11 protein-coding genes are annotated in these 13,167 nt (G+C 46.1%); 8 read left to right on the top strand and 3 right to left on the bottom strand.

Features of this window, described 5'->3' with window-relative positions; translation table 11 throughout:
- The first annotated feature begins 131 nt into the window (after positions 1 to 131).
- Complete coding sequence (locus QUB24_RS10375) at positions 132 to 1,895, top strand: NFACT RNA binding domain-containing protein (RefSeq protein WP_333153091.1); 1,764 nt, start codon at positions 132 to 134, stop codon at positions 1,893 to 1,895.
- Between the two features lie 468 nt (positions 1,896 to 2,363).
- On the opposite strand, the gene QUB24_RS10370 is transcribed toward QUB24_RS10375, so the two are convergent.
- The gene (locus QUB24_RS10370) at positions 2,364 to 4,460 is read right to left on the bottom strand and encodes an iron uptake porin (RefSeq protein WP_333153090.1); all 2,097 of its coding nucleotides are present in this window, start codon (positions 4,458 to 4,460) and stop codon (positions 2,364 to 2,366) included.
- A 430-nt stretch (positions 4,461 to 4,890) separates the two neighbouring features.
- On the opposite strand from QUB24_RS10370, the gene QUB24_RS10365 reads away from it, so the two are divergent.
- The 6 genes from QUB24_RS10365 to QUB24_RS10345 all read left to right on the top strand — a co-directional run bounded on the left by QUB24_RS10365 (position 4,891) and on the right by QUB24_RS10345 (position 10,314).
- Positions 4,891 to 6,057, top strand: a complete 1,167-nt coding sequence (locus QUB24_RS10365) for a glycosyltransferase (RefSeq protein ID WP_333153089.1) — start codon at positions 4,891 to 4,893, stop codon at positions 6,055 to 6,057.
- Positions 6,058 to 6,300: 243 nt separating this feature from the next.
- The gene (locus QUB24_RS10360; RefSeq protein ID WP_333054666.1) at positions 6,301 to 7,032 is read left to right on the top strand and encodes a sugar transferase; all 732 of its coding nucleotides are present in this window, start codon (positions 6,301 to 6,303) and stop codon (positions 7,030 to 7,032) included.
- Between the two features lie 445 nt (positions 7,033 to 7,477).
- The gene (gene gmd, locus QUB24_RS10355) at positions 7,478 to 8,509 is read left to right on the top strand and encodes a GDP-mannose 4,6-dehydratase (protein ID WP_333054667.1); all 1,032 of its coding nucleotides are present in this window, start codon (positions 7,478 to 7,480) and stop codon (positions 8,507 to 8,509) included.
- Positions 8,510 to 8,913: 404 nt separating this feature from the next.
- Complete coding sequence (locus tag QUB24_RS10350) at positions 8,914 to 9,858, top strand: GDP-L-fucose synthase (RefSeq protein ID WP_333153087.1); 945 nt, start codon at positions 8,914 to 8,916, stop codon at positions 9,856 to 9,858.
- A gap of 146 nt (positions 9,859 to 10,004) precedes the next feature.
- Complete coding sequence (locus QUB24_RS33590) at positions 10,005 to 10,097, top strand: DUF6972 family protein (RefSeq protein ID WP_445300396.1); 93 nt, start codon at positions 10,005 to 10,007, stop codon at positions 10,095 to 10,097.
- A complete protein-coding gene (locus tag QUB24_RS10345) occupies positions 10,057 to 10,314 on the top strand; it encodes a hypothetical protein (protein ID WP_333153086.1) in 258 nt (85 codons plus the stop codon). Before QUB24_RS33590 ends, QUB24_RS10345 begins: the two co-directional genes overlap by 41 nt.
- A 115-nt stretch (positions 10,315 to 10,429) precedes the next feature.
- Here the strand turns inward: QUB24_RS10345 and QUB24_RS10340 are convergent, their stop codons facing one another.
- Together QUB24_RS10340 and QUB24_RS10335 are read right to left on the bottom strand one after the other, a co-directional pair.
- Positions 10,430 to 10,777 (bottom strand): hypothetical protein, encoded by a 348-nt coding sequence (locus QUB24_RS10340; protein ID WP_333153085.1) that lies wholly within the window; start codon positions 10,775 to 10,777, stop codon positions 10,430 to 10,432.
- Positions 10,774 to 11,229 carry a type II secretion system protein gene (locus QUB24_RS10335; RefSeq protein ID WP_333153084.1) on the bottom strand — a complete coding sequence of 152 codons (456 nt, stop codon included), beginning with the start codon at positions 11,227 to 11,229 and terminating at the stop codon, positions 10,774 to 10,776. Before QUB24_RS10335 ends, QUB24_RS10340 begins: the two co-directional genes overlap by 4 nt.
- 129 nt (positions 11,230 to 11,358) lie before the next feature.
- Here QUB24_RS10335 and QUB24_RS10330 point away from each other — a divergent pair, with 129 nt between their 5' ends.
- On the top strand, positions 11,359 to 12,834 hold the full coding sequence (locus tag QUB24_RS10330) for an NB-ARC domain-containing protein (protein WP_333153083.1): 1,476 nt from the start codon (positions 11,359 to 11,361) through the stop codon (positions 12,832 to 12,834).
- The last annotated feature ends 333 nt before the right edge of the window (positions 12,835 to 13,167 follow it).

The following is a 13,167-nucleotide window of genomic DNA, read 5'->3' as shown; positions in this document are numbered from 1 at the left end:
ACGGGATTATTGAAGCGGTTTCATAGCGAAGGATGCGAAGTCAAGAGTAAAGAATAATTTGATATAGTTAGTAAAATGTGACCAATATCTGTCAGCATATAAATAGATAGTTCGATCGCAAAGAGGCCACCGTGCAACCCGTAGACTTTACAACTTTAACCGCAGCTTGCAGCGAACTGCGAGCCCAATGGCTGCCAGCGCGCTTAGAACAAGTCTACCAGCGCGATCGATTTACCGTGTCCCTAGCCCTCCGCACCATGAAAGGGCGCGGCTGGATTGACCTTTCCTGGCATCCAGTGGCTGCCCGCATCTGCGTCGGCGACCCCCCGCCCCGCATTCCCGACACCTTCACCTTCAGCGAACAACTGCGGCACCAACTCAGCGGTTTAGCCTTAGTTTCCATCGCCCCTGTTTCATCCTGGGAAAGAGTCATCGACTTGCAATTCGCCAAACGCCCCGGAGAACCAGCCCTCTGGCACCTGTACGCCGAAATCATGGGCAAGTACAGCAACGTCATCCTCACTGCCCAAGACAACCTCGTTGTCACCTGCGCCCACCAAGTCAGCGCCAAACAGTCCACCGTCCGTCCCATCCAAACCGGGCAACCCTACGAAATGCCCCCGTCTTTGACCGATGCAGTGCCGAGTCTGAGCGAATCTCAAAACCGCTGGGAATCGCGAATTAGCCTGGTTCCTGGGCAATTAAAGAGCAATCTGTTGAAGAATTACCGAGGGATGAGTAAAGCCTTAGTTTTGTCAATGATTCGATCGGCTTCTTTAGACCCGGAACAATCCACCGACAGCCTCAATCCCGACCAATGGCAGCAACTATTCCAGCGCTGGCTATACTGGCTGCAATGCCTAGAAAACTCCAAATTTCACCCGAGTTTTACCCCCGAAGGCTACACCGTCATCGATTGGCAGACACCAGAAAATCACAATGTAGGGGCGGTGCCCCCGTGCCCGCCCTCTGATTCTTCCATCTCTTCGGTTCAAGAAATACTTAACAGCTACTACACAGGCGAAATCAATCAAGAAGTATTCGCCCAACTGCGGCATCAGCTTACCCAAAAACTCAACAACGTCCTCGCAAAACTGCGCCTCAAAGCCAACACATTTAAAGAACGTTTACAGCAATCCGCAGACGCCGACACCCACAAATCCCAAGCCGACTTACTGATGGCCAATTTGCAGCATTGGGAACCGGGAATGAAATCGATTTCTCTCCCCGACTTTGAAACCGAAAAACCAGTTATCATTTCCCTAAACCCGGAAAAAAACGCCGTTCAAAATGCTCAAGCCCTCTACAAAAAACACCAAAAACTTAAAAGAGCTCGCATTGCAGTAGAACCTTTGTTAGCCGCCGTACAGGAAGAAATCGACTATTTAGAACAAGTTGAAGTCGCACTTTCGGTATTGGAAACCTACCGCAACACCCAAGATTTGCAAACCCTCGCCGAAATCCGCGAAGAACTGATCCAGCAAAAATATCTAGACGTACCAGATTACCGCAGTACCGACAAAAATGCTGCGATCGAATTTCATCGCTACCAAACTCCCAGCGGCTTTGAATTATTAATCGGGCGCAACAATCGCCAAAACGACCAACTCACTTTTCGCACCGCCAACGACTACGACTTGTGGTTCCACACCCTAGAGATTCCCGGAAGCCACGCTTTGCTGCGTCTCAAACCGGGTACTGTGGCGGAAGAAACCGATTTGCAATTTGCCGCCGACATGACTGCTTACTACAGTCGCGCCCGCCACAGCGAACAAGTCCCCGTGGTTTATACAGAACCGAAATATGTATACAAGCCGAAAGGTGCTAAACCTGGTATGGTTGTATACAAGCAGGAGCGAATTGTCTGGGGTAGACCGCAGCAAGCCCCGGCTTGATTTATACAAAGTGTGTAAAAAGGTTGATCGGCAATCGAAACCTCGTTTTTACCCAAAATAACCTGTTTGGAACCGATAAACCTACGCAGACACCGGATTTTTGAACTCCGGTTTGATTATACAAAGTGACCAGAAGTGCGATCGTCCCCTCCACATTAAAATTCCTCTGTAATGTAAACTTTTATTACATAAAATTAAATTTTGTTGTTATAATACCCCTTAAGAGAGATGATATTTCTTTTAGAACCCTTTGCAAAGAAACGTGCAACTTGGGTTTCCTCACTGTGAGAAAAACACTGTGGGAACACAACGGATTTAACTATTTGTGCAGACCAGCTTTAGCTAAAGCTGGTCGTTTCTGTTTAGACATTAAACCCAAGCCCCCACCGATTTTAGATTGGCGATTTTAGATTTTAGATTAAAACTGCCAATCTAAAATCTAAAATCTAAAATCCCCAAGTGCGGCTCCTAGAAAGTAAACGTCGTTCTAACAACCCCAATCACCAAATCAGAATTATCCTTATTGTGGTCAGGAGCAGTCAGCCAAATCAGACCAGGAGTGATAGAAATATTATCGCTCAACTTAAACTGATAAAAACCTTCAACGTGCAGCGAAGTATCCTTATCTTCCGGCAAAGTCCGATTAGTAGAACTCGTCACCCGCGGCTCCATACCTACAACAATCCCCGCCACATTTCCTTCTTTCAACAAATCAGGAAAAGCCAAAGTAACTGCCCAGTTCCAAATTTTTTGGTCTCCCCGCTGCACAGAACCCGTAGGAGTAGCCAAGTTGGATAAAATGCGCTGATTAGTGTAACCCGCCCAACCGCCAATTGCAAATCCCCGGTTCAACTGCCACGAAGCTTGCGCGCCGTAGGAATTGCTAGAAACTGGCAGATTGCTATCGCTGTCGAGCCCGAAGGAACCGAGACGCACCGGGAAATTAGAAGCATTGCTGCCAGTACCGGTAACAAAGTTGTAGGAATTAACGTAAGTTAAACCTAAAGCCATGTTCTCGTTGGGTTTGAAAGTCAACTGAGCCAAACCGCCGTAAGAACCGTTGAACAAACCGTTACCCCGCGTCGGACTCGCGGCGTTGCCGGCCAAATATCCCAAACTCAGCTCCAGTTTCTCCCCAAACTGATGTCGTAGAGCGATACCAGAACCACCAATCAAATAGTAAATCGGGTTGCGAGTACCGAAGTTAGAAAGAGCGCCGTAGCTGCCGTCTCCGTCAAAGTAAGGGTTGACAGTGTTAGCAAAATCATCAGCAGCGCCGGCATTAGCTTCGAGAATTACAGTCGTGCTTTTGCCGAGAGGGAATTGGTAAAGCAGCGCATCTAAACCTACAGTATTGCTAGCCTCGGCAAAAGGCCCGGCATTAAACCGCAATTCCCCTTCAGCGGTTTTCGTATTATTAGTAGAAAACGAACCCAAATTTAAAACTTGCAATCGAGTTCTCAGCAAATCTTCTCCAGAGAAACTCGTGTCGAAATTGATACGAACCCTGCTGCCAAAAGCCGTCGCTTTATCGGCATCGTTACCTTCAGCATCCTCTCCCCTAGCGATACCTGTCAAACCAAATATGACTTCGCCGTTGAGTTTAGTCGTAGTTGAAAACTGATTTGCTTCTAATTCAGAGGCGCGCGCTTCCAAAGCATCGACGCGGCCGCGCAAAGTTGCCAATTCCGCCGCAAATTCTTCTTGCAACCTTTGCACAGAAGCCAAATCTTCTCGCGTCGCCAGACTTCTGGAACCGCCTTGAATCAGCTCGCTAACTTTATCCAAACACGCATTTAAACCTGCTGCAAACTCGTAGCGAGTCATCGCCCGGTTGCCGCGAAAAGTGCCGTCAGGATAGCCAGCTATACACCCGTAGCGCTCTACTAGAGACTGCAAAGCTTGGAACGCCCAATCTGTGGGCCGAACGTCGGAAAGTTGAGAAACTGAGGTTACTTGGCCGGCCGCATCTTGGCTGCTACTGTCTTCTGCGCTGTATTGGTTGATTTGTTCTAAAACATCTGACTGTGCTGGAGGTTGGGCACTTGGATCAGTCGATTGGGAAATCTGCTCTTGGGCGCTTAAATTAGCCGATGTAGTGGCGGGTTGCGTTTCGCTTAAGTTTGCGGGCGCGACTGCGGGGATTTGCTCCGCGACAGGTTGTTCGGCACTTAAATTTGCGGGCGTGACTGCGGGTTTGGTTTCGCCTAAATCTGCTGCAACTGCGTTTTCCGGTGCTTTTACCTGTTCGGCAACTGGGGCACTCAAATCGTTAGTGTTAGCGAAGCGATCCGAAGGAAAGCCCTCGTAGAGGTTCGCACTTTCTTTCTCAATAGTTTCAACAGTTGATTTGCTAGCTAGTGACGCTGGTTCGGCTGTCTCAGGCTTTGCCGTCTCAGACTTGGCTGCCTCGGTTACAGCACCTGCTAATTGCAATTGATCAGCTTGAGCTGTGGTGGCAATTTCTACAGGTTTCTCTGCTGCTAGCGCCGTCGAAGATACGACTAAACTTGCTGCCAATACAGCGGGACTAACTAAAAGTCCCTTCCACAAAATTCTGGACATTTTTTCCTCACACCACATTACGGCCGATCGCCCGTTCCGAAGATTTAGCCGATCGCAAATCACCTTTAGTATTGAGCCTAATAGTATTTATTGTCAACAATCTGGGAAATCACTGCCGGAGAGTGCAGTTTTGCTGTGGCTGATTTGACAAAAACCCCGTTTATTCCCAAAATCCTTGGTTTGACTCACCGAAGAGCACCATTCTCGCTTAACAGGCTTTTCGGCCTGTTCCACAAGAAAATTCACTCTTTGTGGAACAGGCCGAAAAGCCTGTTCCTAAACAAATAATTGAGAATGGTGCAACATCTCAGTTTGAAGATACCTACCTAGAAACCTGGTTGATGCCCCGATATTGCGTAAGTGATCCCTCAGTAAGATTAATATTGACAGAACTGGCGCTAACACATCGTTCGATCGGCTACAAATACAAGTGAAACAACTCAAATACGCCCTAGTTCACGAATGGTTGACGCCCTTAGCTACTGGCGGTTCAGAACTCGTAGTACAGGAAATTCTCAAACACGTAGACGAGGCAGATATCTATGCCCTCATCGACTTTGAATCAACCAATCCCGAAAGCTATCTTTTCGGGCGACAGATTGGCACAACTTTTTTGCAGCACTTTCCCAAGGCCCGCAGCGGCGTGCAAAAATATTTGCCATTTCTGCCGATCGCGATCGAACAACTAGATCTGCGAGAATACGACATCATCCTCTCATCATCCCATGCCGTCGCCAAAGGCATCCTCAGCAGTCCCCAGCAAATGCACGTCTGCTACTGCCACACGCCCATGCGCTACGCTTGGGACTTAACTTTTGACTATTTGCGTAGCAGCAAAGCCGGACGGGGCATCCAGGGTCTGCTGACGCGATATTTGTTGCATCGACTGCGGCAGTGGGACGTAATTTCCGCCAATCGCGTTGATTATTTCATCGCTAACTCTCAACACACGGCGCGCAGAATTTGGCGGTGTTATCGGCGGCGGGCCCAGGTGATTTATCCGCCGGTAAATATCGAGCGATTTTCCTTGATGCGGCAAAAACAAGACTTTTACGTCACAGTTTGTCGGTTGGTAAGTTACAAAAACGTAAGTGCGATCGTCCAAGCATTCAATCAACTCGGGCATACTCTCATTGTTATCGGCACCGGGCCAGAATTAGAAATGATTCGGCTTCTCGCCAAACCCAACGTGCAAGTGCTCGGCTGGCAGCCCGCCTCCATAGTTGAAAAGTACATGGCAGAGGCGAAAGCCTTTGTCTATGCAGCTTGCGAAGATTTTGGCATAGCTTTGGTAGAGGCTCAAGCTTGCGGAACACCGGTAATTTCCTATGCAGCAGGGGGCGCTTTGGAGACAGTGCTCGACATTCGCCAACACCCAGAGACAGGGACTGGTTTATTTTTTTCCTCCCAAACCACAGCAGCATTAGTCGAAGCTGTCGAGGAATTTGAGCAGTTGCAAGGCAAATTTGAGCCAGAAATCAGCAGGTTGCGCGCTGAACAGTTTGCCCCCGAAGTCTTTGGGCAGCGCTATCTAGCTTTTGTGGAACGCTGCTATCAGGAATTTCAATCCCGTGATTTTACCGAGTCTGGGGCTTGAGAGTACCACAACCCGATAGCGGGACAATCTTCCTTCTGCCTTTGTATAAGTGCCTTCAGAAGACCTCTGCATCAGTGCTTTGTGCCTTCTTCCTTGTGCCGCCAGAAGCCCTCTTCCTTCTTCCTTCTGCCTTTTGAAGCCTTCTGAAGGCAGAAAATTGAGTATTGGCAACATAATTCAGAGAACAAAGCGTCTTGAGGCTTTATGATCAGGACTGTGTGTGGTGTGAAGTGAAGGAGTAAGATGACTGCCGACAGCCAACTAATCTCCGGCAAGGTAATTCGAGCGATCGCAAGACGCGGTTTTGGGTCTGTCCTGCAAGGAGATAGACGCATAAGTCGTTCTCTACAGAGCCTCGACGGAGAACTTTTCAAGCGGTTATTTGACATCCTGTTTTCCTTATCGGTTCTGATCCTGTTTGCTCCGGTTTACCTGCTTTTGGCTTTCTTAATCGCCTTAAGCTCGCCCGGTCCTATTTTTTACGTACAGGAACGAGTAGGCAAAAACCGTAAAAGGTTTTATTGCCTTAAATTCAGAACGATGGTGGAAAATGCGGACGATATATTGCTGGAAATCATGGAAAATTCTCCGCATTTGCGTCAAGAGTTTGAGGACAATTTCAAGCTGAAACAAGACCCTCGAATTACCTGGATTGGAAGATTTTTACGAATGACCAGTTTAGACGAGTTTCCCCAGTTTTGGAATGTTTTAAAAGGAGATATGAGCGTCGTCGGGCCCAGACCTTTAGTTGAAGAAGAACTGCCGAGATACGGCAATCACATCAACAAAATTCTCACCATAAGACCTGGAATTACAGGCTTGTGGCAAGTGTCCGGTCGCAACGACATTCCCTATCCCCGCCGAGTCCAAATCGACCTCTATTACGCAAATGACAAAAACCTTTGGATGGATATGTGGATTGTTTTCAAAACAATTGGAGTTGTGATTTTTCCCAAAAATAACGGCGCATACTAATTTTTGTCCGCAGTCAGCAATCGGTAGTTAGTTTTATTTGTTACTGACCACTGATGCTGACTACTGACAATCAGCGACAAACTCTTTGTCAAAACTAAACAGTTCCTGGATGCCGATCGAAGAATTGTCAGCTTAACTAAAGGGGCAAATACTTAAATAAACCTACCTCTTATTCATCTAGAAATATCAGTTATTCTAGATAGACTACTTTAGGTTTAGGTGTTAAACTTAACTCTATAACCTTTGGCTTAAGGGGGATAGCCTACTTATCTTGGGATAGCCCACTACCCAACAGCGTAGGAAGTAAACTTCAACTGGCTTTAGGTAACTAAAGTTAAGTTTGAGTAAGTTTTATAAAGCAGTTTGAGAATACGGCCGGCAGGGAGCAAAAGCCTCTGCCAAAAAATTTATTGTGAATTAACACAGCCTGTCAAAGGAAAATCAGATGACGCAACGTAAGCGAGCGCTAATAACAGGTATTACAGGTCAAGACGGCTCGTACTTGAGCGAATTACTGTTAGAGAAAGGATATGAAGTTCACGGCATTATCCGGCGCAGTTCTAGTTTCAATACCGATCGAATTGACCACATATATGTCGATCCTCACAGCGAGGGTGCGCGCCTGTTTCTACACTACGGCGACTTGACGGACGGCACCACTCTCCGCCGGATATTGGAAGAAGTTCAGCCGGTAGAAATTTATAACTTAGGCGCTCAATCTCACGTTCGAGTCAGTTTTGACTCTCCGGAATATACGGTTGACACAGTAGGGATGGGAGTATTGCGGCTGCTAGAAGCAATTCGGGACTATCAGCACCGCACGGGCATTGAAGTGCGGTTCTATCAAGCAGGTTCTTCGGAAATGTTTGGTTTGGTACAGGAAGTTCCGCAAAAGGAAACAACTCCTTTTTATCCCAGAAGTCCTTATGCCTGCGCCAAAGTTTACGGTCACTGGCAAACAATAAATTATCGCGAATCTTACGGGCTTTTTGCCTGCAACGGCATCTTGTTCAATCACGAATCTCCCCGCCGTGGCGAAACTTTTGTAACTCGCAAAATTACTCGCGCCGTTGCCAGAATAGTCGCCGGCAAGCAGAAAAAGATTTACTTGGGCAATCTCGATTCTAAGCGGGATTGGGGCTATGCTAAAGACTACGTGCGGGCCATGTGGCTGATGCTGCAACAAGACAAGCCTGACGATTATGTCATTGCTACCAACGAGACTCATTCCATTAAGGAATTTCTCGATTTGGCTTTTACTTACGTCAATTTAGATTGGCAAAAATATGTGGAGTTTGACGAACGCTACTTGCGGCCGGCAGAAGTCGAACTGTTGATTGGCGATTCGACTAAGGCGCGCCAGCAATTAAATTGGGAACCTTCTGTAACTTTTCAGGAGTTAGTGCATTTAATGGTAGATGCTGACATGAAAGCTTTAGAGGAGCAAGGTCGAGGTTCGGGCAACGGATTTGATTAAGTCGCTAAACCAAGCCGTCAGTGCCAACAATTTGTCGGGGTAGGGCCCCCGTGTCTACCCCTTTGGCGAAAGGCGCGCACCGGGGGATAGCCCCTGCACACACTTCAGAACTGATGAGAGGGTTGTTACAGCTATTAACAGGATCGGCATTCAAAGAACCCGCTTAATTGCTCGCCAAATTTTCGGTTGTGCGGGCTAACAAAAACATTAAAATAATAGTTGAGGACTCGCGGCTCATAAATCTAACTTTCGGGTGTGCACGCAGCAAATTGTCCCTATCTGCCGCAGCTACAACAAATTTATGGGCAACCTCATCCTGTAGCTGAAAGCTTTTTTTGCTAAAGCAACAATTTTAGAATTGAAATTGTCGATCGACCTTTATTCAAAATCCCGAGGCTAAAATTATGACAAGCTTGGATTTAAGCAGCAAACGCATTCTAGTCACGGGCGGCGCCGGTTTCTTGGGCCGTCAGGTCATCGACCAGCTAGTGAAAGCAGGGGCCGATGCTGATAAAATTTCGGTGACTAGATCGATCGACTGCGACCTCCGCGTCATGGAAAACTGCAAGCGCGCCGCCGACAAACAAGATATCATCATACACCTCGCCGCCCACGTCGGCGGCATCGGTTTAAACCAACTCAAACCCGCTGAATTATTTTACGACAATTTGATGATGGGCGCGCAACTAATCCACGCCGCCTACGAAGCAGGAGTCGAAAAATTTGTCTGCGTCGGCACGATTTGCGCCTATCCCAACTTGACCCCAGTTCCTTTCAAAGAAGATGACCTGTGGAACGGCTATCCAGAGGTAACTAATGCACCTTACGGAATTGCCAAAAAAGCCTTATTAGTGCAACTGCAATCCTACCGCCAGCAGTACGGATTCAACGGTGTCTATTTGCTACCAGTGAATTTATACGGCCCGGAAGATAATTTTGACCCGAAAAGTTCCCACGTCATCCCCGCATTAATTCGCAAAGTCCACGAAGCCCAAGAAAGGGGAGACAAAACACTGCCAGTTTGGGGCGATGGCAGCCCTAGCCGCGAGTTTTTGTATTCCACAGATGCCGCGCGGGGAATTGTGATGGCAACGCAAGATTACAGTGAATCTGACCCGGTTAATTTGGGAACGAATAGCGAAGTTAAAATTCGCGATTTAGTGGAAACGATTTGCGAATTGATGGGATTTGAGGGAGAAATTGTTTGGGAAACAGACAAACCGAACGGTCAGCCGCGCCGCTGTTTGGATACGCAAAGGGCTAAGGAAAAGTTTGGTTTTGTTGCGGAGGTGAAGTTTAAGGATGGGTTGAAAAATACGATTGATTGGTATCGAAAACACGCCGCGTAAGTGTGAACAACCCGGTTTCTTGAAGAAACCGGGTTTTTTTAGGAATAATACTAAGTGCGGGTTAGAAACCTCATTTATAATAGTCTGCCCTTGCCACCTATCCTACACAAACCAGTCCGCCTTCTGGCACTAATAACGGCAGTCGCATTCCGCTGTATTACGCAGAAATTAAAATCATCAAAAAAACCAATAATTACCATGTTATCCCCCGCACCAAACCTCGTCGAACAAATCAATGATTGGGAATTTATCGAGTTGTGGGTAGATCCGATTGTTTTCCCGCCTCGAATTCTGATGTTAGTGGGTGGCAAAAATAGTAAGTGTTGTATTTACGAGCCATCGGCGAATTATAAACCGCTGTTTTTAAGTTCAAGTTACGATGAGGCTCACTCGTGGCTCGTGGAAGATGAATATGAGCGAGTTGATGGTAGGCTTTTAGCCTCGGAAATAGTTTGAGTCAATAAAATGAGGGCGATCGCACCTCGGTTTAGGAAGGGCGATCGCTTTTGATTTTCTTACTTATTCCTCACAAACCCCTAGTCATCTCTGAGACAGCGTGAGACAAAAACTCTTAATTGACACGACACCGCCATGAATACGGGCTTTGCCAATTAGTTGTTTCAGCAAATGCTCTACTATTATTGTATTGACTTTTACAAGCCCGAGTCATATCGACTGAAGATTCCCACAAAGTCGGCCATTGAAATGGAGTGGCGTAGACACGGCAACGCCATGAGTAAGCGTTTGGGTTATTGCCCACTAATACAGCGCCGAAATAGGCTACAAGAGTTTGTTGTTGGCAGGCTCTTGCCATATTAATACCCCCAAGCACTCCTGCTTGTGCATTGCTTGGTAAAGACACAGAAAAAATACTTGATGCGAGAACAGCAGCAGTCAGATTTGGTAATTTTTTAATCATGGCTTGACAGATGCAACTTGGTCGCAAGTTGTTGAAACTACTTGATTTGTATTGGTATAAACCAAAGCTTGTGCATAGGAAGAATCACTTTCCTGTTTCGAGGTTGCTACACAGCAGATAACAGCTTGAACTAACTCTTCTGGATTTTGAGATTTGTACAAACTAGCATTGACTGTGTATTTGTTGTTAGTGCTAAAAACTTGTTCTTCTAATTGTGCATTTTCTTCTCCTGCAATACTTCCGTATCCTTCATAAGAGGCTTGTTGTACTCGCAAGCAACTTGCTGTGTATATTTTGGGTTCAACCTGCTTTGCCTTTTGGATTTGCCACAAATATATGGGCAGAGCAATTGCTGATAAAATCCCAATTATTGCAATAACAACAAGCAGTTCAATCAAGGTAAATCCCTCACTGAACTTATTGCACAGTTCAGGCTTTTTAGTATTAACCATTTTTTCAAAATTATGGTTTGTATTGAAATTGCTAGGGGTTTGATTATGTATTATGCGTTATTTTTTAGTTTTGTGAAATCATAAAATATCAGTATTTATTAATTTTTTGAGTTAAAACAACGTCATAAAATGTCAGAATTGGTCAGCTCTGTCATAAAATGTCAGAAAATATATGCTAAAATAACCCAAACCGTCACAACTACCCGACCAATGGACGTTCAAGAAGTCTTGAGATTTGCCGACGAAATGGTTTTCGCCAAAATGGGAGAACACTTGGACGATTTGCAAAAAGCCATCCTGCTGGGTGTATGGGAAGGTCAAAAATACTCTCAAATCGCAGAAACATCATATTGTAGCGAAGGTCACGTCAGAAATATCGCCTCAAAATTATGGAAGCGTTTATCAAATGTATTAGATGAAGAAGTAACTCAATCGAATTTACGCTCAACACTTGAGAGGCGACAAGTATTTATTGTTTCACAAAATTTTGGTAATGATTTTGTATTTTGTAACGTCAATGTCAGTACAGATAGCCAATCTCCCGAAGTTCCAAAAGATCGATCGCCCTCAACCCCCACCTCAGACACCTCCCAACCCCCAACCAGACTAGACTTAGCAGACGCACCTCATATTTCATTATTGTGCGATCGCACATCCGAACTCGCCACCCTAGAAACATCGATCGTCCAAGAAAAGTGCAACCTCGCAGCCATATCAGGACTCAGCGGCATCGGCAAAACCTCACTTTCCCTCCATCTCATCCAAAAAATTCAGCATAACTTTGAATACGTCATCTGGCGAAGTCTCCGCCACTCCCCACCGTTAGAAACTACCCTAAAAAATCTCCTAGAATTTCTCTTAAATAAACCCGAAATCGAACTCCCTACCAGCATTTCCGATCGACTTTCCCTGTTAATGGAATATCTGCGAAAAAACCGCTGTCTCATTATCCTAGACGACGTGCAAACCATTCTCAGCAGCGGACAATTAGCAGGAAATTACCGCCCCGAATGCGAAAATTACAGCATCCTCTTCAGACAAATCGGAGAAACAACCCACAACAGTTGCTTAATTCTCAACAGTTGGGAACCACCCAGAGAAATTACCGCGTTAAAAGGAGAAAAATCACCAGTTCGTACCTTGCAACTCAAAGGCATAGGTGCAGCAGCAGCAGAAATTTTCCGACAAAAAAGTTTACTCAATCCCGAAACATGGGAAAACCTAATTAACGCCTACCGAGGCAATCCATTGTGGTTAAAAATAGTCGCCACCACCATTCAAGAAATATTCCGAGGTAGGGTTGCAGAATTTTTAAAATATGATATGTTATTCTTAGGGGTCGAATTGGCAGCAACATTGCACCCGCAGATAAATCGTTTGTCAGAATTAGAGAAAAACCTCATCTGCCGCCTCAGCCGCGAAGCAAATTCAGTTTCAATAGAGCAATTGCTACAAGATGCCGATTTATCGCCCTCCGACTTATTCAACGGGCTGCAATCTTTGGGGAGGCGATCGCTTGTTGAAATAGAAGAACAGGAGAATGAAAGTTTATTCAATCTTTGTCCTGTGGTGAGACAATATGTGCTCTCAAATCCAGTTTGTTGATACTTTCCGACAGTCCGACAGTCCGACAGTCCGACAGTCCGGCAGGGGTTGAAACCCCTGCCTCAAAGCTAAAGTCGGTTAAAACCGACTAGAGAATGTGATGGAAATGCAATTAATTGTAGTCCTCTTTGAGAGGACTTTCGCTATGAGACAGGGGTTTTCAACCCCTGTCGGACTCCAAGTCAGACGAGAGATTCGATCGCAAATATGAATACTGCTGAACCTTCATTAACTAAAACCGAATGTTGATACTTTTCGACAGTCCGACAGTCCGGCAGGGGTTGAAACCCCTGCCTCAAAGCTAAAGTCGGTTAAAACCGACTAGAGAATGTG

Source organism: Microcoleus sp. B9-D4 (assembly GCF_036705105.1).
GTDB lineage: Bacteria > Cyanobacteriota > Cyanobacteriia > Cyanobacteriales > Microcoleaceae > Microcoleus.
Note: the sequence above shows the minus strand (reverse complement) of the source record. Positions and strands in the feature narration are given on the sequence as shown.